Consider the following 23,662-nt stretch of genomic DNA (forward strand, 5'->3'; position numbering starts at 1 on the left):
TATCACTATCTCATTATGTTATAATTTCGAACATCAGAAAACATGAAGCCGGCGACTCTCATAAAGTGGTATCAAATTCATAAATGGACCAGCTTAATTTGTACTGCATTTATACTATTGCTCTGCATAACCGGTTTACCTCTTATTTTTCACGATGAGATTGATCATATATCGGGTTACAGGACAAAACCACCTGAGATGCAAGAATTTCATGAACACATCAATATAGATAAAATTATCAAGGCGGCTAAAAAGCACCAACCTGAAGATGTTCTGCAGTTTTTGTCACGCGACTTGGAAGAACCGGATGCCTGGTTTATCCGGTTTGGAAAAACAGCGACTGCCTCCGAGCCGTCGGCATTTTTGATCTACGATGCCCGCACCGGGAAACTTCTAAATGAATATCCACTGAATAAAGGGATAATGGATTTCCTGTTCAGACTGCATTACGATATGTTTTCGGGCCTGCCGGGCACTCTTTTCCTCGGATTCATGGGACTTTTGTTAATTGCCTCGATAGTATCCGGAGTCGTCTTGTATGGTCCCTTCATGCGCAAACTGCCATTCGGTACTGTACGGCGCAGACGTTCCTCTGTATTGAAGTGGCTGGATCTTCATAACTTGATCGGTATTGTTACCTTGGGCTGGCTGGCAGTGGTTGGTGCTACCGGCGTAATCAATACCTTGGCCATTCCGATTTTCGGTCACTGGCAGTCCACGGAGCTGGCCAGCATGACCGATGCTTATGGAAAACGAAAACCTTTACAAAAGGTCGCCTCCACTCAAGAAGTTCTCGACTCCGCTCGGAAAGCCGAACCCGATAAGGTTTTGAGTTTCATGGCATTCCCTGGAACCAGCCTTTCCACCCCTTTTCACTATGTCGCCTTCATGCAGGGAACCAAAGCATGGAGCTCGAAGTTACTGAAACCGGTGCTCGTCGATTCTGAAAGTGCCGTGGTTGAGGATAGCCGAGAATTGCCTTGGTATGTAACCATGTTATTGCTTTCTCAGCCTTTGCATTTCGGCGATTACGGCGGAATGCCGCTTAAAATTCTATGGGCCGCTTTGGATATTTTCTCAATCCTCTTATTAGGAAGTGGCTTATATTTGTGGATCAAACGTCATAATTACTTACTCGAAACTTTGTTAAAAACTTAAAATAATTCATGTTTTTTGGCATTGTTATATGAAAAAAACACTCAAAGCAATGGAAATTTGGGTTGCGCCAATCTGCTTAACACTCCTGAGTCTCATAGGGTTGATTTCAGCCCTTATAGATGACGACTATGGCGATATAGCATCTTGGATCGCATTAACAATACCTTTAGTTGTTATTTTTTATTATGGAATATTTACAAACTGAATATTACTTTAATTACATCGATTTAATTCTTTGATCGTTTTCAACCATCCCTCAGCCATTGTGGGATATGCCACAGCGAATCAGGCAAATGCCACAGAACCCAAGTAAAAGCCAAACTACTAATCACATGCAATCTCTTGATATAATTGCATTTATATATTTTGGCACAAAAAATGCCTTATAATAAATAATAATTTTGTCCGCTAAACAGGGCACTTCCCACCTTTCTTCCACGTTAACGGGACATGCGAGGACTCGACGATCAAACGGATGAAACGACGGACCAATCCTATAAGTTAGACAGATCAGTGCGGTACAATAAACATTTTTGCCGGGCTGTGCGCCCGTTAAATCGGCGGCAGGATTTGCTCCCCTTCCGGGAAACCTCGTGCATGACGATTTCCTTACCCGTAACAACTTTAATAGAATAATTTCAGTATGTTGAGAACTTTTCGCACCTTGCTGTTTTCGTCGGCCGTCTGGATGCTGACGGCTCCCGCCCTTGCCGACAAGCTGGAGCAAGCCATCGACACCGAAACCCGGACCTTGTCCGAAGCGGCTCGAAGCCAGAAAAAAATCGACCGCCTGGACGACGCCACCCGACGCATGCTGGACGAATACCGCCACGCCTTGCGCGAGATCGAATCGCTGAAAACCTACACCGCCCATCTTAAGACCCTGGTTGAATCCCAGCGCCGCGAAAAGGCGGACCTGGCGCGTCAGATCGAGGAAATCGCCTCCGCCGAGCAGCAAATCGTGCCCTTGATGCTGAACATGGTGACCGCCCTGGAGCGACTCGTCCAACTGGACACCCCCTTCCTGCCCGAAGAGAGGCGGCAACGGATTGCCCAGCTCAAAGCGATGCTCGATTCGGCGGAAACCTCCACCGCGGAAAAATTCCGTCGGATTATCGAGGCTTATCAGATCGAAAACGACTACGCCCATACCATCGAAGCCTATCGCGCCGAACTGGCGCTAGGTGACGAAACCCGGCCCATGGATTTCCTCCGTGTCGGCCGGGTCGCTTTGTTCTACCTGACGCTGGATGGAAAATCCGCCGGTTTATGGAACGCCCGCCAGGAACGATGGGAGACGCTTCCGGACGAATATCTCCGCCCCCTCAGTCAGGGACTCCGCATCGCACGTAAGGAAGCGGCCCCGGATCTATTGACTCTCCCCATACCGGCGCCGGAGGTCGAACAATGAAAAACGTCGTGCGATTCCTGATGAACATACCCCTCGCCTCCCTCCGGAAGCAAAACCGATCGTTATTGAATGATGGGTTCCGGCCAACGTTTCTCTCCACCTTATTGTTGAGCGTTGCGCTCCTTGTCCCCCCCGCCCACGCGGCACCGCCGGATCTGGACCAACTGCTGCAGGAAGTCCGGCGCCAACAACAGGCCATGACCCAAATCAACCGCGAACGCGAGGCGGAGTTTCTATCCGACCACGACCAACGCAAGCGTTTGTTGGCCGATGCCAAGACGACGCTGGAAACCTTGGAAAACCAGGCGGATTCGTTGAAATCCGAATACGAGGCCAATCAGCAAGCCTTGGCGGAACTGGAAGATAAACTGCAGGCGCAAAGCGGCGTTTTGGGGGAAATCGTCGGCACCGTCCGCCAGGCCGCCGGAGATCTGCGGGCCGATCTCAAGCAATCGCTGGTATCGGCTCAATATTCCGGCCGGGCAACCCAGTTGGATCCGATCGCCGACGGCAAGCGGCTGCCCACCCTGAAACAACTGAACACCCTCTGGTATCTCCTCCAACAGGAAATGACCGAGGCCGGCAAAGTGGTGAAATTCCAGACCAAGGTACTGGATAGCGCAGGCGTCCCCCGTCAAGCCGAAGTGGTGCGCATCGGCACCTTCAACGCGCTCGCCGACGGCCTTTACCTCCGCTATCTGCCGGAAACCGAAGGACTGATGGAATTGCCGCGGCAGCCGGAAGGCCGCATCCTTTCGCTGGCCGAAGCATTCATGGACGCCAGCGGCGACTACGCGCCCGTAGGCCTCGATCCGACCCGGGGCGCCCTGCTCGATATGCTCATTCAGACCCCCAATGTCTGGGAACGCATCCAACAAGGCGGACTGATCGGTTATATCATCCTGGCGCTCGGGGCGGTGGGACTCTTGATCGTCGCGGTGCGCCTGATCTACCTCTTCCGGGCGGGCCGGCAGGTGGAAAAGCAACTTTCCGATCTGGAAAATCCGCGCGCCGACAATCCTTTGGGGCGTATTCTGGAAAACACCCTCAGCGCCAAGACCTTGGATCCCGAGAATTTGGAAGCCCTCTTGGACGAGACCATTCTGCGGGAAATCCCTCCCTTGGAGCGAGGCCAACCCTTGGTGAAGCTGCTCACCGCCGTCACGCCGCTGCTGGGGCTTCTGGGAACCGTCACCGGCATGATCCAGACATTCCAAGCCATCAGTTTGTTCGGCACCGGCGACCCCAAACTGATGGCCGGTGGCATTTCCCAGGCCCTGGTCACCACCATGCTCGGACTGGCGGTCGCCATTCCGCTCCTGTTCCTCCATTCCCTGCTGGCCAACCGCAGCCGCACGATCATCCAAATTTTGGAGGAACAAAGCGCGGCCTTGGTCAGCCAGATTCTGGAAAAGCGAAAGGCGGCCTAAGGAGCGGCATGCACCTATTCACCGCCGTCTCCGAATTTCTCGCCCAAGGCGGGCCGGTCATTCCATTCATACTGGCGCTGTCGGTGGTGCTCTGGACCCTGGTGGCGGAACGCTATCTGTTCTTCCGCTGGGTCTATCCGCGCCTGCGCGACCGCTATCGGGACCGTTGGCTCGCCCGCGATGACCGCCATTCCTGGTACGCCCACCGCATTCGGGAGGGCCTGATTTCCGAGGCGCGCCTTGAGCTGGCCCGTCCTCTGATCCTGATCAAAACCCTGGTGGCCTTATGTCCCCTGCTCGGCCTGTTGGGAACCGTCACCGGCATGATTCACATGTTCGACGTGCTGGCGGTATTCGGCACCGGCAACGCCCGCGCCATGGCCACCCACATTTCCCACGCCACCTTGCCCACCCTGGCAGGCATGACCGTCGCCATCGCCGGTCTTTACTTCAGCCAAAGAATTCAGCACCGGGTGGAGGACGAAACCCGGCACCTGACCGACAGCCTACATTTCGATTAAGCCCATGAGACGACGTCATCGCAGCAACGACAACCAAGACAGCGGCGACATCAATCTGACGCCGATGTTGGACATCATTTTCATCATGTTGATCTTTTTCATCGTGACCACCTCCTTCGTCAAGGAGGCCGGAATTCAGGTCAACCGCCCCAGCGCCCAGACCGCCGAACGCCAGGAACGGGGCAATATCATCGTCGCCATCCGTCCCAACGGGGAAATCTGGATCGACAAACGCCCGGTGGACATTCGCGCGGTCCGCGCCGTGGTGGCCCGGCTGAAAGCCGAGAATCCGCTGGGCACGGTGGTCATCGCCGCCGATCGCGAAGCCAAGGTCAACATCCTGACCCGGGTCATGGACCAGATTCGCCTCGCCGGGGTGACCGACATGGCCATCGCCGCGGCCGACCAATCGCGATGAGGGCGCTTCTCCGCTGGTGGGCACCGGCCCTGCTGCTGGGACTGGCGGCCTCCCTGGGGCTGTTCTGGCTGATGCACTGGATGATTTCCGACGGCAACCCGCCCCAGCCGGAAACCCAATCCAGACGCTTGGTGGATTTCGTGCGCCTCAAGCGCGAGCCGCCTCCGCCGCCTGAAACCCGCAAACCGCCGCCCAAGCCGCCGGAAAAAGTGCCTCCGCCGCCCAAGCCGGCCCTGGCCACTCCGCAACCGGTGACCGCCAAGACGCCGAACATCGACATGCCGCCGCTGGACATTTCCGTGTCCCAGCGTCTGCGCAGTTCCTTGACCGCCGGCATCGAAGTGGCCCCCGGCGGTTCTCCGAACGCCGGCCTGATTCCCCTGGTGCGCGTACCGCCCCGGTATCCGATGCGGGCCCGAATGCGGCGCACCGAAGGGTGGGTCAAACTGGAATTCACGGTGACCCGCGACGGCAGCGTCGAGGATGTGCGGGTAGTGGAAGCTCACCCGCGCGGCGTGTTCGATCGGGCGGCCATCCGCGCCATCTCGCGCTGGAAATTCAAGCCCCTGGAGATCGACGGCCGCAAGGTGGAACAGAGAGCGGTTCAAGTACTGGAATTCAAGTTGCGCCAATGAAAGCCTTTTCACAATTTTCCCTGCCCGTGCTGCAAAGACCGGGGGGTTACCATCCGGGACGCCGTGAACCCCTCGCCGGGGACTCCCCCCACCCAACCCTCCCCCCGCTGGGGGGAGGGCTATGGAGGTGGGTGGCCCATGTCATCGGCATCGGGATTCTACCCCCAACCCTCCCCCCGCTGGGGGGAGGGCTAGGGAGGGGGGTGAACGCCCTTCAGGCAACCCCCCAGCCCTTGCCTCAACATCCAAACAGGTGGCTTTGTAAACGCATTCTGAGCCTCCCGATCGTTCTGCTATGGTTCACCCTGGGGTGTGCGACCATCGCTTCGGCCCAAACCACCGTTTCGCCCGCCACTTTCGAAGCGCTCGAGGAAGCCGAGAAATTATTGGATCGGGAAGCCTATGCCCAGGCCGCCCATCTCCTCAAGCAACGCTTGGAGAAGGTCGAAAAGCCCTTGGAAAAGGCCTATCTCCTTCGCGCGCTCGGCTCGGCTCATTCGCTTCAGGGAAATTATTCCCGGGCGGCGAAATTTCTGGAACAGGCCCTGGCCACCGACGGATTGGACGAAACACAGAAGCGGCAAACCTGGCTCAACCTGGGGCAGCTCTACGCCGCTGCGGATCAACCGTCCAAAGCCGCCGCCATGCTCGAGCGCTGGCTCAAGACCTCCCCCGAAATCGAGCCGCAGGACCACATTCTCCTGACCCAGGTTTACACTCAGCTGGAACAATACCGAAAAGCGCTGAGCCACTTGAACCAAGCCATCGCCCAATCTTCGCGCCCGCGGGAAGACTGGCTGCAGTTGCAGCTGGGACTCCACTACCAGCTCAAACAGTATTCCGCCGCCATCGAAGACGTGAAAGCGCTGCTTCGCCTAAAACCCGACGCAACCAAGTATTGGGAGCAACTGGCCGGCCTCTATCACCAAGTCGACCGGCCGATCACCGCCGCGGCGGTCCAGGAACTGGAAAACTATTTGGGATTTTTAGACCGGGAATCGGAGATCATCCATCTGGTCCAAATGCTGCGTTCGGTCAATGTCCCCTATCTGGCCGCGCAACGCCTGAATGACGCCCTCGAGGCCGGCCGGGTGAAGCGAAATTTCAAGCACCTGAACCTCTTGGCTTCCGCGTGGATCGAAGCGCGGGAGTGGAATCGCGCCATTCCCGCGCTGGAACAGGCGGCGAGCGTGAGCGCCAACGGCCGCACCTGGTTGCGACTCGCCCAGATTCACATCGAGCAGGAAGATTGGTCCCGGGCCATCACCGCCCTGAACAAGGCTTTGACCAAAGGCAAACTCGACTCCCCGGGGCAAGCGTGGCTGCTGCTGGGCAGCGCCCACTTCGAACAAGACGCCCTCGACAAGGCCCGCTCGGCCTTCGGCAAAGCATCCCAATATTCCCGAACCCGAAAATCCGCAACCCAATGGCTGACTTATCTGGAGCGCCTACAGACAGCCCCCTAGGTTTGGCATCTCTCCCCGATAGCTATAGATATTATGATTTCACTTTTCCAGTGTAAAATATCGTAAAAGCTTACACGTTTTCGTGCACCGACAAGGTGGGCAAACAAAGTTATCGAGAGAGCGCTTATGATGGAATTCACTGCCATATTCGAGCAAGTCCCTGAAGGTTATATCGCGTTTGTAGAAGAGCTACCCGGTACCAACACTCAGGGCGCCACGTTGGAAGAGGCAAGAAACAATCTGCGCGAGGCCATAGAACTGGTCTTAGAAGCCAATCGTGCGCTCGCCGAAGAATCCATCCGGGGCCATACGGTTCTCAAGGAGCGGTTCACCACAACGGCATAATGAAGCGCCGCGATCTACTCAAGCACTTGAAGCGACACGGTTGCGAACAATTCCGGGAAGGTGGAAAACACACCGTGTTTGTAAACCGCACAGCAGGCAAAAGCTCCACCGTACCTCGTCACCGGGAAATCAACGAATATCTGGCTCAACGAATCTGCAAGGATCTTGACATTCCTCTCCCATAGGGTCGTGAGCACAAAATAGTCCCGTTGATTTGGATGCATCAAGCCTTGACAAGATTTCGTCAAGGCTTCCCAGCATTCCCTAACCCGAAAATACGCAAACCAATGGCTGAACTATCTCGACCGTCTCCAAACAAATCTTTGAAATCGCCCCCACGTCGCCGCATCCGCAGCTTCGTCCGCCGCGAAGGCCGGCTCACACCCGGTCAAGAACGGGCATTGGAAAATCTATGGCCGCGCTACGGCCTTTCGCCGGATCGGATCTTGACGCCCGAGACGACCTTTTCCCGGCCGGTGCCCCTCATCCTGGAAATCGGTTTCGGCAACGGCGAAAGCCTGTTGCAGATGGCCGTTCAATACCCGGAGTTCAATTACCTGGGGATCGAAGTCCACCGCCCCGGTGTCGGCCGTCTCTTCTTGGAGCTTTCGGAGCACCATCTGGATAATGTTCGGGTCTACCATGCCGACGCAGTGGAAGTGTTGCAGTCCTGCTTGACGGAAGGAACGCTGGACCGAATCAATATCTTCTTTCCCGATCCCTGGCCGAAAAAGCGCCACCACAAACGGCGGCTGATTCAGCCCGACTTCGTCGCTTTGCTGGCCAACCGTTTGAAATCGGGCGGCCTGCTCCATCTCGCCACCGACTGGCCCGACTACGCCGAGCACATGCGAACCGTCCTCGCAGCTAGCCCGGCTTTTCAAGCGACCGAACCCGACCGGCTGATACCGCCGCGACCGCCCACCAAATACGAGCGCCGCGGCCGCCGCCTGGGCCATCCGGTTCAAGATTTGGCTTATCTTGCATGTGAATCCAAAAGACCAAAGGACCGATGAGAGCTTCAATCCCGCTTCGGGAAGCGGGATTCACTTCCCTCCGATGAGTGTTCTGACCGCGGAGAGCAGAATTTCCGTTTCCACCGCTTTGTTGAGCACCTTACAGTTCAAATTCTGTTGCGCCTTGATTTCCGGCGTCGACGTGTCCCCGGTAAAGAGCAAGGCCGGAAGATTGTCGTCCAAGGCTTTGCGAACCTCTGCGATCACATCCATGCCGTTGCGCCCGGGCAACCGATAGTCGCAGATCATGGCGTCTGGCCGCACCCCGTCCGCAATCCATTGAAGCGCCTCGTCGCCGTTCGATGCGCCATGGACCTGATATCCGCCAGACCGCAAAATCAGGGTGATCGCGTCGACAAGCACGGAATCGTCGTCCACCACCAGCACGACGTAACCACCTGCCGCTTCATGCGTCGCTTGGGTCGATGGGTGGACAGCGGCCGGCGGTTTCGTCGTGCGCGCGAGGGGCACCTCGATCGCAAAGGTTGAACCGACGCCGGGCGTCGAATCGACTTTCAACCGGTGGTCGAGGAGTTCGGCGATCAGCTTGACGATCGACAATCCCAAACCGAACCCCTTGTTCCGATCACGCATCGGATTATCGAGTTGATGGTAGGTCTCGAAAATGGTTTCCAAGTCCTTCTCGGCAATCCCCTTGCCGGTGTCGCTGACGGCGATCCAGGCACTGTGGGCGCCGCGATGACAGTCAATCTTGACGATGCCTTGATCGGTATAGCGAACCGCATTGGCCACGAAGTTGTCGAGCACGCGCTCGAGCAGCGCCGGATCGCTATGCACGATTGGGCTCGTTTCCACGCACTCGAGGCGCAAACTTTTTTCCGTTGCCTGCGCCAGATGATTGGCGACGATTCGGCTCAGCACCGAGTGCAGCGGGAAGTCTATCTGTGACGGCTTCAACGTCCCGGATTCAAATTTCGACAGATCGAGCAAGTCGTTGAGCATATCCGCCATGGAAAGCAAGGGCTGACGAATTTTCTGGTAGAGTTCGCGCTGCTCCGGCCGCTCAAGCTGTGACGCCAATACCGAAAGGTAAAGCTCGGCCGCCTGCAAAGGCTGGCGCAGATCGTGGCTGACCGCACTCAAAAAGCGGGACTTTGTTTCATTCGCTCTATGACAGATCCTGTTCGCCTCCTCGAGTTCGGCCGTTCGCTCCCGCACGCGCCGCTCCAGCAACGCATGGCTTTGCCTCAGCTCCGCCTCGCTGCGTTTCCGCGCGGTAATGTCGCGATGAATCGAGACAAAATTCGTGTGCCGGCCTTCGACATCGAATAAAGGGGTAATGAACCATTCGGTGTCGTAGCGCGAACCGTCCTTGCGATAATTGACGATTTCGGCGGTACAAGGATGCTCTGCCTGCAATTCGGCCTTGATTCGTGCAATCGCTTCGTGATCGGTGTCCTCCCCTTGCAGCATCCGTGGCGTCCGGCCAAGCAATTCGTCCCGGTGAAAACCGGAGATGCGGCACATGGCCTCGTTGACAAACACAATTGTGGGGTCGGGCCAGTCCAAATCGTCAGTTGTGATCAATACGCCTTCGCCCAGATGCGAAACCGCCGCGGCCAGTAAGCGGACTTCGCGGGTCTGTTCGACGATCTGCTGCTCTAGGGTATCGTTGAACCGGTGAAGCGCTTCTTTGTTTTTTTTCAAAAGCCGTTCCGCGGATTTGAGGTCGCTGATGTCGATCAACGCACAGCGGCAGAGGCGTCCCGGCTCGGCGCCGACGGAGATGCTTTCAAGGCGCAGGGTCCGGCTCGATCCTCCCGTCTTAACGAGCTCGATTTCGCAAATCTGCGGATCATCGCCGCCAAAAACGTCTTGCAGATGCAGATACAACACGTCCGCCGATTCCTGGGTCAGGAATTTCGAGAACGGACTCCGCGGCAATTGCGAACGGTTGACGCCTAACAGAGTGGAGGCCTTGTGGTTGGCTTCGAGAATCGCGCCATCCTTTGCCAGCATGACATAGCCGAAAGGCGCAAAATCGTACAGATCGGTATATCGATCCCGCGCCTGCGCCAGTTCGTGTTGAGCCTGGCGCAATTCCTCGTTTTGGAGTTCGAGTTCTATCTGGTGGACGCTGAGTTCCTGGATCAACGCTCGAACATCCTCGGTTGCGAGGGTGGGATATTCCGATGGCCTTAGCTGCAACATCGCTTCGGCGCGCTTGCGTAAGCTATTGAACGAACCAGACATTTCCCCAGAACTTTTATCCATTATGCGCTAGTCTCCTCACCGTTGACCGGGTGTCCTGTCCTCGAGCGCCACCAGGATCAAGTCGTTCACGCCCTCCGCCTGCTTCAACCGGCGGGCGTTGAGTACGAACTTACGGCGGCCGAGTTTCGGAACTTCCACTTCCACTTCAAAATCCTCGAATTGTGTATTCTTAGGCAGAATTTCTTCGAGCAAAACACGAAGCTTGGGGATATTCCATTGACCGGAGCCCAGTTGGTAAATCGGCTTGCCCTCGGTCTGCCGGGCGGTACATTGAAAAGTTCGGTAAAAGGCTTTACTTGCCGTCACGACGCGCAACTCGCCGTTTAACACAAGCAAAGGCGAGCGCACGGTATTGACGATGCTTTCGAAATAAAAACGCAACTTTTTGGTGACTTGCTCGCCCTGCTTGAGCGGGCCGATATTGACGAATGTCAGCACCAGACCGTCGATCCGGTTATCGGAAGTCCGGTAGGGCATGATCCGCATCAGATAACGGCCACCGTCCCGACTTTCGATCTCGGCTTCCTTGTATACCAGCGTTTTGAGCACGGCTCGGCAATCCTCGATCAAACCGCCGCTTTTAAGGTTCGAAGCCAATTCGCAGACCGGCCGTCCCACGTCGGTCGGGCGCAGCTTGATGAGTTCCTTCGCCTGCTCGGTGTAGCGTTTAATGTTCAAATCGTTGTCCAGGAACACCGTGGCGATGTCGGTGCTGTTCAACAGGTTCTGCATGTCATCGTTGGCCTGGGACAACTCATTCACCTTGGATTGCAATTCGGCGTTGACCGTGGTCAGTTCTTCGTTGAGCGATTGCATTTCTTCCTGCGAGGTTTCCAACTCTTCGTTGGTCGATTGCAGTTCCTCGTTGGTCGATTGCAGTTCCTCGTTCGAAGTTTCCAGTTCCTCCAACGTGGTCTGATAAGATTCCTTCATGTATTGCAGTTCGCGCTCGAGTTGTTTTATGCGGTCGCCGTCGCCCGCCGCTTTGCGGTTGCGTTTACTTTTGCCTGCTTCAGGCAAGGGCGGGGTGGCGGGGCGAAACGTGACCAGCAACAATCCGCGAAGGGATTCCGGCTCCTGAATCTTCTCCACGCTCAGATTGGCATGGGCATAGTCGCCGTTGGTTTTGACCTGGAAAGCGTTGCGGATGACCTCCATGTCCTTTCTGGCGCAATCCCGCAGCGCCGCCGACAGCACGATCTTCAGGCCTTCCCGGGCCATTTCGAGCAGGTTGTTGCGCGGCTCCCCCTGGGCCGGTTCGAGGTAGGCGCCGGTGCGTCCATGGATATAGAGAATGTTGCCGCATTCGTTCACGACCACGCTAGCCGGCGCGAAGCGGCTAAGCAGCAGGCGCTCGATCAAGATCGACAGATGTGTTTCCTTGACGGGAGGTTCAGGCATGGTCGACACCGGCGTGCCTCGGTCTTGGTTCTTCGGCTGGGCGAGTATCTCCGGCAACGTGCGCATGGCGGTGGTCCATTCCTTGCGGCGATAAATCTTCCAGCGCTTGTCGAGCGGCTCGAACAACTCGGAAAATTCACCGGTCGTTTCCGAAGGTCCGAGAAATAAAAGCCCGTCCGGCTTCAGCGCATAGTGAAACATTGGCTGCAGTTTTTTCTGCAGATCACTATTCAGGTAGATTAACAGATTCCGGCAGGACAGAATGTCCAACTTGGTAAAAGGAGGATCCTTGATCACGTTCTGCTGCGCGAAGACAACCATCTCGCGAACCTCCTTGCGGATACGATAGAAACCGTCCTCGCTGAGAAAATAGCGTTCCAGCCATTTCGTGGGAATGTCCGATGCGATGCCATTGGGGTATTGTCCTGCCCGGGCCGTTTCGATCGCTTTCGCGTCCAAATCGGTGCCGAAGATCTGTACGTCGAAATACCGTTTCGCGGCCTCCATCCGTTCCCGCAGCATGATGGCTAGGCTGTAAGCTTCTTCGCCCGTAGCGCAACCGGGAACCCAAACCCGCAGGGTATAGTATTCAGGCCGGGATTGGATCAGTTCGTCGAGATAGGAAGAAAGTGCTTCCCACGCTTCGAAATCGCGAAAAAAATGGGTGACCGTGATCAACAGCTCCTTGAAAAGGAGATCGATCTCGTGCGGGTTTTCCTGAAGATAACGCAAGTACTGATTGGGTTGCTTAATTTGATGCACATTCATTCGCCGTTCGATCCGGCGGCGGATGGTATTGCACTTATAGGCCGAGAAATCGTGTCCGGTACGGGCACGCAGCAGCACGATAATTTTCTGGAACGGTTCGTTCGGAATCGCAGGGAACCTGGAAGCGACTCGCACATTCGTCAAATAAGGCCCTTTGGCATAGGCGACCAGTTGTTCCGGCATCGCGGCGGGTGGTACCACGTAATCCACGAGACCCGTGGCGATTGCGCTTGACGGCATGCCCGCATATTTGGCGGACTGCGGTTGCTGAGCCATGACCATCCCGGATTCGCCCTTGATCGCTTTGACGCCGAGCGTGCCGTCGGTGCCGGTCCCGGACAACACGATGCAGATTGCACGCTCTTTCTGATCATCGGCCAGCGAACGAAAGAAATAATCGATCGGCAAATGTGGCGCTTGTGCGCTTTCGGCTTCCATGCAGTGCAAGGTAGCATTCATGATGGCGAGATAAATGCCCGATGGGCTGACATAGACCGAATTCGGCCGCAATATGATGCCGTCGGCCGCCTCGATCACCTTCATCCCGGTTTCTTTTCTGAGCAGCTCCGGCAGCAGACTGGTATGCCCGGGATGTTGGTGGGTCACCACCACGAAAGCCATGCCGGTATCGGTTGGCATGTTTTCGAACAACTCTTCGAGTGCTTCGAGTCCGCCGGCCGAGGCGCCAATGCCGACGACCGGAAAGCCGGAACCGCCATCCCGCTTTCCCGAACCCGGTGCATTTGTTTTTTTCATTGAGATTGGGCCGGGTTGCAAATTCGGTTGAGCCGTCGAGCCTTTTTGGGATGCGCTGTTGGTAGTACCAGCGCTTCGTTTGGTTGCCATCAAATTTCGCTGTGATAAATTAATCATCTCTTTTAATATCATAACTGACATTCACCCTGTCGGTGTCGCTCCTGTTGACGCCGGCGGAACGTACCGCCCGGCGCGGTTTGCTCTGAGGATAGAAATACCATGCCCACTACGACCGAACAGTTATCCCGACCCCGATTTTGGGCACCCTCGACAATTGGGCACCGTTTTCTCTTGCCGGTTTTCCTTGGCATGCTGGTCGTGGCCTGCCATAAAGCCCCTCCCGAAGCGGCGACGGAACGCACTGCGCCCCTGCTCGAAGGCATGGGGAACCTTCACCATTCCGTCACCGCCGACAATGCACTGGCGCAGCGCTTCTTCGACCAGGGGTTGACCCTGGCCTTCGGTTTCAATCACTGGGAAGCGGAGCGCTCCTTCCGGGAAGTGGCCCGCCTCGACCCCGATTGCGCCATGGCCTATTGGGGCATCGCCCTGGTTTTGGGACCCAACATCAACGCCGCCATGGAAGACGAGGCGGTACCCAAAGCCTATCGGGCAATTCAGCAAGCACTGAAACGGACTCCCCGGGCGAGTGCCAAGGAACAAGCTTATATTCAAGCGCTTGCCAAGCGCTACGCTCCCGAGCCGGTAGCCGACCGGAAGCCGCTCGATCGCGCCTACGCCGAGGCCATGGGGGAAGTGGCGCAACGCTATCCGGACGATGCCGACGCGGCCGCCCTTTACGCCGAAGCCCTCATGGACTTGCACCCCTGGGACTATTGGGAAAAAGACGGTCGGCCGAAGCCGTGGACGCCCAAGATTCTGCGCGTTCTCGAATCCGGCTTACAGCGCTGGCCGGAGCATCCGGGGCTGAATCATTTCTACATTCACGCGGTCGAGGCCTCTGCCCATCCCGAGCGCGCCCTCCCCAGCGCCGACCGGCTCCTCCACCTGGTACCGGGCATCGGACACCTGGTGCACATGCCCGGGCATATTTATATTCGCACCGGCAGATATGCGGACGTGGTCACCGCCAACGAGCTCGCGATCGAGGCCGACAAACGTTATCTCAACCAATCCCAGGCTCAAGGGCTTTATCCCATCGGCTATGTGCCGCACAATCAGCACTTCCTATCGGCCGCCGCCGCCATGGCCGGGATGAGCGAGAAAGCCGTCTCCTCCGCCCGCCAACTGGCTTCCCGTCAGGACCCGGCACTGATGCGCGAGCCGGGCTACGGCACCTTGCAGCACTACTTCATGATTCCGCTCTACGCGATGGTCCGATTCGGCCAATGGGACCCAATTCTGCGCGAACCGGCCCCGGAACCGGACCTTTTATATCCCACCGGGGTGTGGCACTTCGCGCGCGGGATGGCCTACGCACGAAGCGGTCACTTGGACCAGGCCGATCGATCACTGGCTCAATTGCGGACAATCGCCGCCGATACCGATTTACGCCAAATCACCATTTGGGAAATCAATACCACCTACGAACTATTGCAAATCGCCACCGAAGTCTTGGCCGGGGAAATCGCGGCCAAGCGGGGAAACTACGGGGAAGCCGTCGATCACCTCCGGAACGCCGTTCGCCTGGAGGACCGACTCACCTACGACGAACCGCCGCCCTGGTATTTCCCGGCGCGCCACAATCTGGGCGCCGTCTTGTTGGAAGCCGATCGCGCGGCGGAGGCGGAAACGGTCTACCGCGAAGACCTGGCCAAATATCCGAAAAACGGCTGGTCGTTGTACGGCTTGCATTTGAGTCTCGCGAAACAAGGAAAGACGCAGGAAGCCGAAGCCGTAAAGCGCCGCTTTGCCAAGGCTTGGGCACAGGCGGACGTGCGCCTGACCACGTCGAGATTTTAGCTACTGACGTCCGCGACTCCGGGCATCCCAATCAGGTCGGTGACGCCGTAGCCATGGCCGAGCCGATTGATCAAGGCGGTAAGCTGTCCGCGATGGTGGATCTGGTGGTTAAACAGATGCGTCAGCATCACTCCGAGAGGTAGTGAGTTCGCCTTCCCGGTAACCGCGCTGGTATAGGTGATCCGCTGAGTCAATCGATCGGCGGAAAGCGTGTCCATCTGCGTGATGATCTTGTCATCGGTCGCCGCTCGTTGGACACGCAACTCATCGAAATCGGCATATAGCTCCTCGGCCAGCGAAGCGATGGGGAGGGAACGACCGTTCATCCGTTCCAGCCATAGGCGATCCACCAACAGCAGATGATTGAGCGTGCCATGAATGGAGCGAAAATAGGCGCCGAGGTCCCGCTTGCGTTCGGCGTCGCTTATCAGGGAACAGACCCGATACAGACGGTCGTTCATCCAGCGATTGTATTCCGCCTGCAGGTGAAAAATATCGATGGCGTTCATTGGGAATCGCCGCATTCTTCTTGCACCAAGGCATGGAAACGCCGCCGCAGCTCGAGAAATACCGGTCCCGGACAATCCCCCATGGGCCGACCGTCCACCTCGGCCACCGGAATCAATTCCGCACCGGTACCGGTTAGAAAACACTCGCCAGCCGTGTAAAGGTCGTAAGGCGCCAGCGGGATTTCAGCCACCGAAATGCCCGCATCGCGCGCCAACCCCATGATCAATTCCCGGGTAATCCCGGCCAGCGCTCCTTCCACCGGCGGCGGCGTCGCCAGTTCCCCTTGGCGCACCACGAACACATTGTCGGCCGTGCCCTCGGCGATCCGCCCGGCGCGGTTGAGCATCACCGCCTCGTCGGCACCGGCTTGATGGGCCTCCATGCGGGCCAGAATAGGATTGAGGTAGTTGAGACTCTTGATGCGCGGGTCCAGTCCATCCGCCGGCAGGCGACGGGTAGCGGCGATAATCACCCGGACTCCCTCCCGGCGTTTCCGCTCGCTGACCAACTGCAGCCGCGTGGCGATGAGAATCACGTTGGGCCGAGTGCAATCTTCCGGATTCAAACCCATGGGGCCGCTTCCCCGGGTGACGATGAGGCGCAAGTAACCGTCGTCCTCGGCGAAAGCGGCGATGACCTCTTCCACGGCTCGGGTCAGTCGTTCCCGGGGACAGGGCAAAGTCAGTCGAATGGCGGCACAGGAATCGGCCAGGCGCTGCAAATGGGCCGCCAGACGAAAGGCGCGGCGGCGGTAGAAACGGATGCCCTCGAATACCCCATCCCCGTAGAGCAAGCCATGGTCGGTCACCGGGACGGTGGCGGCGTTTCCCGGCAGTAAGCGGCCATTGATCCAGCACAAAGTCGGATCGGTCATAACAACTCTCCTGACGATCAGTTAGGTCCAGTGATATCGGATGGATTGGAAGTCATCGACTCAATGTTAACGCGAGCAAGCGATTTCGGGTTGATTCCAGGCTCGATACAGCGTAAAACACCCCATGAAACAAGTACAGTTCCAGAAAATAGAAAATAAAAACGGTACAGATTGAAGTTTTTACCCACTGTACCGGTCATTTCGCCAACCAACTGTATTCAATCGAGGGCATTCTCCGGAACATGTCGACGGCACGACTTTATCAGCGAATCGCCCGCCAGATCGCCGAGCAGATCGATCAGGGCATGTACCGGCCGGGCGATCGGCTACCCGGCGTACGCCGCCTGAGTCGGCAATACGGCGTCAGCATCTCGACCATCGTGCAGGCGCAGCGGTGTCTCGAGGACGACGGACGCATCCAAGCGCGGCCCCGTTCGGGCTACTATGTGCGGGTTCGTCCGTGGCCTTTGCCCGATCCGCCCGATATCTCCCGCCCCACCGTCCGACCGATTCCCGTGACGGGCCAGGCATTGGTGTTGCGTCTGATTCAAGCCACCAATGAGCGGGACTTCGTGCAATTGGGAGCGGCGGTCCCCGATCCCGGCTTCCTTCCCGTCCGCCCGCTTCAGCGCGCACTGAGCGCCGCGGCACGCAACAGCGGCGAACACCTCGCCACTTATCAGTTTCCACCCGGCAACCCGGAGCTTCGCCGCCAGATCGCCCGCCGGATGGCGGACAGCGGCTGCCGGATCCCACCCGATGAAATCGTCGTCACCAGCGGCTGCCAGGAGGCGTTGATCCTGGCGCTGCGCGCGGTCGCCCGACCGGGAGACGTGATCGCCATCGAATCGCCTTGCTTTTACGTACTCCTACAGGCAATCGAATCGCTGGGGCTCCAGGCGCTGGAAATTCCCACCCATCCCACCACCGGAATCAGCCTCGAGGCGTTGACCCTGGCGCTGGAACAATGGCCGGTCAAGGCCTGTGCCTTGACCGCCAATTTCAGCAATCCTTTGGGGTATTGCATGCCGGCGGAGAAAAAACAGGCCTTGGTCGCCTTGCTGGCCCGCCACGGAACTCCCTTGATCGAAGACGACATTTACGGCGATCTAGGATTCGACGGCGACCGCCCGCCGGCGGTGCGCGCCTTCGATGAGGAAGGAAGCGTGATCTACTGCTCGTCCTTTTCCAAAACCCTGTCGCCCGGTCTGGGCGTGGGTTGGATAATTCCCGGCCGATGGCGGGAAGCAGTGGCATTCCTGAAATGCGTCACCAACCTCGCCACCCCCACCTGGCCGCAATTCGCCATCGCCGATTTCTTGCGCCACGGCGGCTACGATCACCATCTGCGCCAAGTCCGGGAAGAGTATTCACGCCACGTCGCCCTCATGATCCGGGCGGTGGGCCGATACTTTCCGGAAGGCACCCGCGTCACCCAACCACGGGGCGGTTTCGTGATCTGGGTGGAATTGCCCCAATCGGTCGATGCCGTGACCCTGTGTCAGGAGGCCTTGCAGCGACGCATCAGCATCGCCCCCGGTCCCATCTTTTCCGCCGCCGGGAAATATGCCCATTTCATTCGCCTCAACTGCGCCCAAATCTGGAACGATAAGCTCGAAAAAGCGTTGATGACCGTGGGCCGACTGGCACGGGAGATGACTTGATCTTTCGCCCTCCGATCCTTCGAGTTAGGATAGGACTTTTCCAACATCCGGGAGGAACCGGTATGCCCTCGTATCGACTGTTTCGGGCCGTCCTGCCCGTTTGTCCCGTTATCCTGGCCTTGATCTCCGCCCCGCTCTCGGCCGCCGAAACACCCCTCTGCGCCGCCGGGATGACGTCCGCCTCGTTTTCCGAACACGCCCAACAATCCATCGAAGCCGACACGATGGTGGCCACCTTGACCATCCGGCACGAGGACGAGGATCCGGCGCGAGCCGCCGCCGAGGTCAACGCCCTCGCCAATGACATTCTCTCCGCCGGCCGCCGTTTGAAGACATTGGAACTGGCTTCCGGCAGATACCAGACGCAACCGATCTATCGGAAGGACGACCGCAAAATCGACCGCTGGCAGGTCGTCCACACCCTCGAAGTGCGCTCTGAAGATTTCGAGACGGCGATGGCGTTCATCGCCGATCAGCAGCAAGCGGCCGAGTTATCCTCCCTCGGATTTCAAGTATCGGAGGCGCGCCGCGAGGCGGTCGAGGAAACCCTGACCCTCGAGGCCATCCGAAAGCTTCGGGAACGGGGGGAGTTAGTAGCCCGCGCCATGGGGAGCAAGCTGATCCGGTGGGGGCAAATCCACATCGGCCAGGCCTCCGGCGGTGAACCCCCACCGATGCCCATGCGGGCGATGATGCGAAGCGAGGCCGCCGCCGCCCCGCTCGAGGTCGCGCCGGGCAAACGGGATATCCGTCTCGAGGCGCGGGGCACGGCGTGCTTGGAAGCCCGGGAGTAGACAACCGATCGACTACCGAATGAACCGCCCAGCGGTGAAGCAATACCCAAATATTTCGAGTCATGAGCGAATGCCTCCGGGTCAATATTTGAGCGAAATGCGCCCCACGACCGATCGCGGATCGCCGGGCATCACCGTCGGCCCGAAGTCATTCGCGGTGAAATAGCGCTTATCCAGCAGGTTGTTGGCGAACAACTCGAGTTTTACATGCTCAAGCGGCTTGACGTTTTTGAACGTATAGGAAGCGCCCACATCCCACGTGGTGAAGTGGGGAAGATCCACGGTATTGGCATTGTCCAGCGGTCGGTCGCCGACGAAGTTTACACCGGTGGAAAGGGCCAAACCGCTTAGCCAAACCTTTTCGAAGTGATAATGGGTCCAAATGCTGGCCTGATGCTCGGGGGTATTTTGAAATCGATTTCCCTTATTGAAGGGGTCATCTGTAATTTCGGCATTGATATAAGAATAACCACCCTGAACATGCCACTGGTCGGTAACCTGATAGGCCAGTTCCACTTCCGCGCCGCGAGAACGGACTTCCCCGGTTTGTACTTGGAATCCAGGATTATCCCGATCCGGAACATTAACGTTAGTGCGCGTGATTTCAAAATACGATGCGGTCCCGCTCAGACCCCAGGGAAAATTCACCTTGACGCCCGCTTCCACTTGCTCCGATTCGACAAGCTTGAAGGGAGACCCGTCGGCGGTCCCGAAACTGACTGCGTTGTCAAAATTGAAACCCGTTCCGAACCGGGCGAATACGTGGACGGAATCGGTCACAATAAGGAGGCAGTCAGCCGGTACGGTCGCACGTTCGGTGCGGCCCATTCAAGCCACTGCATGAAGCGCTCCATGCTCGATCCATTCGGCAAGCCAAGCTCCGCGATCGATGCTGACGCGGACCGGACCGCCTTCCACCGCCAAAGCGCCGATGCCTTCCGGCAGCGATTCGAGGCTATAAAGCCACCAGCGCGTCCCGGCTCGGTCTCCCCGGATGGTCACCGGGGCCGGATACATGAGATCTCCCAGCGGCACTTCCACCCGATGCAAGGGGACGCTCAACCCCCGACCGTCGCCTTTGAGCAAGGCTTCCTTGCGAGTCCATCCCCGGATAAAGGCCCGATGTTTCGCCCCGGACGAAAGCCGGTCGAATTCAGCCTGCTCCCGCTCGGAAAATACGTTGGGGTCCAAATACTCGCAAGGGAATTCCTGCCGTATGGGCTCGAGGTCGACACCCACTTGGCGATCGCGGGACAAGCTGTACAATACCCACGCGCCCGCATGGGAAAGATTGAATTGAAGCGGACGCACGCCGTTTTTCAACACCGGCTTTCCGTAGGTGTTGTAGGCGAACCGAACCGCCTCGGGAGATGTGTCGAGATAAGCCGCCAAAAGATGACGCAGCAAGCCTCGCGCGGTGATATAGCTCAAACGCGCGTTTTGAAAGCGAAATCGGGCGGCTCTGGCGAGTTCGTCCTCCGACAATATCGCCGCCAGTTTTTCGGTCAGGGGGAAAAAACGTTTTACCTCGACCGCGATCAGTTGGACTTCCCCGGCATCCACAATATGTGGATCACCGGGGCGGGATAATGCTTCCACGGCTTCTTCTTCAGGGATTTGCAAGCCCTGCTGTAGAGTGGTCACAGATCGAACGCTTACGGTGTTCATAGACGTTACTCCTTCTTCCCGTCAGGTTAAGTTTCCTTTCCACCAGAAGGGTTACATCCCGTGGTCAGTCAACGAAGCGCCCCCCCTGCTTCGGGTCTCTTCGGACGTCATGAGGCGCTTCGCCAATCCGGTAATTGTCCTAAATTAATGCAGAACTCATGCCAATAATAATTATCCTATAATTATCAATAACATAAGATTAAATCTTAGCTTCGTTAGCATTTGAGCTCTGTGGCATTTGCCGTAACTATGCGGCATATCCCTCACATCCGGCCGTATTCTCCCAATCCGGTAAACCACATGTTTGGATCGGTTCCAAACAACGACGGATTTTTTTCGGGAACCATGATGGCCGGTTCGACGGAACGTGAAGGGGGAAGACGAGAACGCATCAAGGCGCCGAAAAAGCGCTCCGCTAGGCAAGCACTTTGGCGAAGGACGTGCAACTCGAGGCAGGAGATAACCGCTTCGAAGCGGTTCAGAATGAGATCAAAGATTTTCCATATCGCGCCACCGACCCGCAGCCGTCAGACGGAATCGGATGACTCGCTGCGCCGCATAAGATCACGAAAATGATCGGACTTTACCCATAAGGCACTTGGAGAAACGCACGGGAAAGCCTCATGAGAGGCTTATCCGAGTACTCAAGAAGCTACCGCTATGGATTCCTCGGGAGGGGCAACCGCCTCTTTGCCTTCGATCAAGCTTACGATCTCCTCCAGCTCCCGTTGTTGCTCCAGTACCGGCGCCAAACTCTGCTCCAACTTCTGGATTTCCGCATCCAACGATTCCTTGGATTGATTGACCTTGCGCAGGACGGTCAGACGTTGCTCGATCACTTTTTTGCGCTCTTTGATCTGATGCACCAAGGGCGACAAAGCCACCGCGGCCCAGTTGGCGGTTTCGTGGTGGACCTGGTGAAGCATTTTTCGAGCCTTGGCGAGAATGGTGATATACAACTTCTGGATCACCAAATGCTGCTCCATCAAGGTGGAAGACATGCTGGTTCTAAACGACTCCCCCTCGTGAAACAAATCCTCCAGGGTCACTTGGTATTCCCGAATGGAAAACGCCGGCGGCTTGAGATCTCCGTATCCCGGTTCGTTGGCGAACTTTTGATAAACATTGCCGATCAGCTTCTGAGTATCTTCCACCACTTGAATTCCCTCGTGGAGAATAGCGGCCAAATCGTCGAATACCGCCTTCATGGATTGCTTCATCCCGTAAGTGGTGAAGCTGGCTTCCATCGAACGGGTATGGCTTTTGATAATCTTGTCCACCCGCTTGGGTGACAGCACATCCAACATCCGTTTGGCCTGCATGGTGAATACCCGGCGGCTGGCCTGGAAACGATCCACACTTTGCAAATATTGGCTTTGATGCGCTCGGGTCTCTTCCATCAGCTTCATGGTCATGGTCTCGTTTTTGGTATCGAGACCGCGCAACTCGTCCAACTGCTTGCGCAACTGTCCGACTTCCGATCCGACCACTTCCAGCGATTCCGCCACTTGATGACCGATTCCCCGAGTAATGGAACGACGCATGATCTCCTGCCGGCTTTGCAGTACGTCCTTGCCCAAATAATTTTCCAAGTGCGTCAGACGGCTTTTTTCCAGCAGAGTCTCGTCGTCTTTCACTTTGGCCAGCAAGGACTGCTTGGCGGACAGGGAAAAAATCAGCTTTTCCTCTACCCCCAATATCCGGGCGGTTTCCTTTACCTGAGATTGAATGGATTTGTCGATATGGGATTCGCTTTGCAGGTCGTCCCACAAAGTGTCGATCTTGTTCATCACCACCGCCAGATGGCGCTGCTCGTCACTGTCCAGCCCCCGGACGTGATGTTGCCACATATCCATGTCGCTTTTGGTCACGCCGGTATCGGCGGCCAAAACGAACAATATCGCTTGAGCGCTGGGCAACATACTGAGAGTCAGTTCCGGCTCCGACCCCAAGGCATTGAGTCCGGGGGTATCCAGAATCACCAAGCCCTCCTGGAGAAGCGGATGGGGAAAGCTGATCAGGGCGTGGCGCCAACAGGGAATTTCCACGCTATCCGGCGGAATATCGCCGGGATGATTCATATCGTCGTGATACAAGCCCAATCGTTTCGCTTCCTCCAAGCTCACCCGCTTGACCGCGACCAATTCCTGAAACGCCTCCTGCATCTGAATCGGAGAAGACGGATCCAGTTCGATCTGAAGCCATTGACCGGGTTGATCTTTGTATTCGCTCAAAGAAGCATTGTCGAGCCGACTTTCGATCGCCAACAGCCGAATATAGCCGCCCCCCTCGGGATCGTAAAAAATCTCGGTGGGACACATGGTGGTTCGCCCCGGCGTGGAGGGCAACAGCCGGACACCGGTTTCGGCGAAAAACAACGCGTTGATCAATTCAGTCTTGCCGCGGGAAAACTCCGCCACGAAAGCGATCGTCATCCGTTCGGAAGCCAAATTCCGGCGCATGCCCAGAATGACCTCCTCGACTTGGGTGGTGCTCAGTTCATACTTCTTGAGCCAGGCATGGTACTTGTCGATCGCTTCGACCAGACGGCTTTTCCATTGCCCGTAGGCTTGCAGCTGTTGCTGAAAGTGCATCGTACTCATCTCCGGCAATAACTACTCAGTGGCACTAAAGCCCAATCGGGCTTAACAAAAGTGTAGTCTAAAAAT

The 23,662-nt window shown here is 57.0% G+C and carries 20 protein-coding genes; 13 read left to right on the top strand and 7 right to left on the bottom strand.

Annotation, left to right across the window (positions count from 1 at the left end; all coding sequences use genetic code 11):
- Positions 1-42 precede the first annotated feature (42 nt).
- The 10 genes from H035_RS19465 to trmB all read left to right on the top strand — a co-directional run bounded on the left by H035_RS19465 (position 43) and on the right by trmB (position 8,400).
- Entirely contained in the window at positions 43-1,158 is a 1,116-nt protein-coding gene (locus tag H035_RS19465) for a PepSY-associated TM helix domain-containing protein (RefSeq protein WP_022949142.1), read from the top strand.
- 643 nt (positions 1,159-1,801) lie between these two features.
- The gene (locus H035_RS0111595) at positions 1,802-2,569 is read left to right on the top strand and encodes a DUF3450 domain-containing protein (RefSeq protein WP_022949143.1); all 768 of its coding nucleotides are present in this window, start codon (positions 1,802-1,804) and stop codon (positions 2,567-2,569) included.
- A complete protein-coding gene (locus H035_RS0111600) occupies positions 2,566-3,999 on the top strand; it encodes a MotA/TolQ/ExbB proton channel family protein (protein ID WP_022949144.1) in 1,434 nt (477 codons plus the stop codon). The genes H035_RS0111595 and H035_RS0111600 overlap by 4 nt, the downstream gene beginning before the upstream one ends.
- Before the next feature lie 8 nt (positions 4,000-4,007).
- Positions 4,008-4,520 (top strand): MotA/TolQ/ExbB proton channel family protein, encoded by a 513-nt coding sequence (locus tag H035_RS0111605; protein ID WP_022949145.1) that lies wholly within the window; start codon positions 4,008-4,010, stop codon positions 4,518-4,520.
- 4 nt (positions 4,521-4,524) lie between these two features.
- Positions 4,525-4,938 (top strand): ExbD/TolR family protein, encoded by a 414-nt coding sequence (locus H035_RS0111610; protein ID WP_022949146.1) that lies wholly within the window; start codon positions 4,525-4,527, stop codon positions 4,936-4,938.
- Positions 4,935-5,573 carry an energy transducer TonB gene (locus H035_RS0111615; RefSeq protein WP_022949147.1) on the top strand — a complete coding sequence of 213 codons (639 nt, stop codon included), beginning with the start codon at positions 4,935-4,937 and terminating at the stop codon, positions 5,571-5,573. The genes H035_RS0111610 and H035_RS0111615 overlap by 4 nt, the downstream gene beginning before the upstream one ends.
- Positions 5,570-7,039, top strand: coding sequence for a tetratricopeptide repeat protein (locus tag H035_RS0111620; RefSeq protein WP_084684899.1), 1,470 nt, complete (start codon positions 5,570-5,572; stop codon positions 7,037-7,039). Before H035_RS0111615 ends, H035_RS0111620 begins: the two co-directional genes overlap by 4 nt.
- 126 nt (positions 7,040-7,165) lie before the next feature.
- Positions 7,166-7,384 carry a type II toxin-antitoxin system HicB family antitoxin gene (locus H035_RS0111625; protein WP_022949149.1) on the top strand — a complete coding sequence of 73 codons (219 nt, stop codon included), beginning with the start codon at positions 7,166-7,168 and terminating at the stop codon, positions 7,382-7,384.
- A complete protein-coding gene (locus tag H035_RS21395) occupies positions 7,384-7,569 on the top strand; it encodes a type II toxin-antitoxin system HicA family toxin (protein ID WP_084684900.1) in 186 nt (61 codons plus the stop codon). The genes H035_RS0111625 and H035_RS21395 overlap by 1 nt, the downstream gene beginning before the upstream one ends.
- A gap of 138 nt (positions 7,570-7,707) precedes the next feature.
- Positions 7,708-8,400: a tRNA (guanosine(46)-N7)-methyltransferase TrmB gene (gene trmB, locus H035_RS0111635; RefSeq protein WP_022949151.1), complete on the top strand. Its 693-nt coding sequence runs from the start codon at positions 7,708-7,710 to the stop codon at positions 8,398-8,400.
- Positions 8,401-8,430: 30 nt separating this feature from the next.
- Here trmB and H035_RS20865 read toward each other — a convergent pair whose 3' ends face one another.
- Positions 8,431-10,635, bottom strand: a complete 2,205-nt coding sequence (locus tag H035_RS20865; RefSeq protein ID WP_084684901.1) for a PAS domain S-box protein — start codon at positions 10,633-10,635, stop codon at positions 8,431-8,433.
- A 15-nt stretch (positions 10,636-10,650) separates the two neighbouring features.
- Complete coding sequence (locus H035_RS19475) at positions 10,651-13,560, bottom strand: chemotaxis protein CheB (protein ID WP_022949153.1); 2,910 nt, start codon at positions 13,558-13,560, stop codon at positions 10,651-10,653.
- A 309-nt stretch (positions 13,561-13,869) separates the two neighbouring features.
- Between H035_RS19475 and H035_RS19480 the strand changes: the two genes are divergently transcribed.
- Positions 13,870-15,483, top strand: a complete 1,614-nt coding sequence (locus tag H035_RS19480; RefSeq protein ID WP_022949154.1) for a tetratricopeptide repeat protein — start codon at positions 13,870-13,872, stop codon at positions 15,481-15,483.
- On the opposite strand, the gene H035_RS0111655 is transcribed toward H035_RS19480, so the two are convergent.
- Together H035_RS0111655 and ilvE are read right to left on the bottom strand one after the other, a co-directional pair.
- On the bottom strand, positions 15,480-15,992 hold the full coding sequence (locus tag H035_RS0111655) for a DinB family protein (protein WP_022949155.1): 513 nt from the start codon (positions 15,990-15,992) through the stop codon (positions 15,480-15,482). The two genes, H035_RS19480 and H035_RS0111655, sit on opposite strands and share 4 nt — an antisense overlap.
- Positions 15,989-16,867 (bottom strand): branched-chain-amino-acid transaminase, encoded by an 879-nt coding sequence (ilvE, locus tag H035_RS0111660; protein WP_022949156.1) that lies wholly within the window; start codon positions 16,865-16,867, stop codon positions 15,989-15,991. The genes H035_RS0111655 and ilvE overlap by 4 nt, the downstream gene beginning before the upstream one ends.
- 242 nt (positions 16,868-17,109) lie before the next feature.
- Here ilvE and H035_RS0111665 point away from each other — a divergent pair, with 242 nt between their 5' ends.
- A complete protein-coding gene (locus H035_RS0111665) occupies positions 17,110-18,531 on the top strand; it encodes an aminotransferase-like domain-containing protein (protein ID WP_022949157.1) in 1,422 nt (473 codons plus the stop codon).
- 62 nt (positions 18,532-18,593) lie between these two features.
- Complete coding sequence (locus H035_RS0111670) at positions 18,594-19,325, top strand: SIMPL domain-containing protein (protein WP_022949158.1); 732 nt, start codon at positions 18,594-18,596, stop codon at positions 19,323-19,325.
- A gap of 81 nt (positions 19,326-19,406) precedes the next feature.
- On the opposite strand, the gene H035_RS0111675 is transcribed toward H035_RS0111670, so the two are convergent.
- The 3 genes from H035_RS0111675 to H035_RS0111685 form a co-directional block, all read right to left on the bottom strand.
- Entirely contained in the window at positions 19,407-20,153 is a 747-nt protein-coding gene (locus tag H035_RS0111675; RefSeq protein WP_022949159.1) for a TonB-dependent siderophore receptor, read from the bottom strand.
- Positions 20,154-20,993, bottom strand: coding sequence for a 4'-phosphopantetheinyl transferase family protein (locus H035_RS19485; RefSeq protein WP_022949160.1), 840 nt, complete (start codon positions 20,991-20,993; stop codon positions 20,154-20,156). It lies immediately after the preceding gene.
- A 644-nt stretch (positions 20,994-21,637) separates the two neighbouring features.
- Positions 21,638-23,587: a dynamin family protein gene (locus H035_RS0111685; RefSeq protein WP_321162850.1), complete on the bottom strand. Its 1,950-nt coding sequence runs from the start codon at positions 23,585-23,587 to the stop codon at positions 21,638-21,640.
- Positions 23,588-23,662: the final 75 nt, after the last annotated feature.

Source organism: Methylohalobius crimeensis 10Ki, assembly GCF_000421465.1.
GTDB classification, from domain to species: domain Bacteria; phylum Pseudomonadota; class Gammaproteobacteria; order Methylococcales; family Methylothermaceae; genus Methylohalobius; species Methylohalobius crimeensis.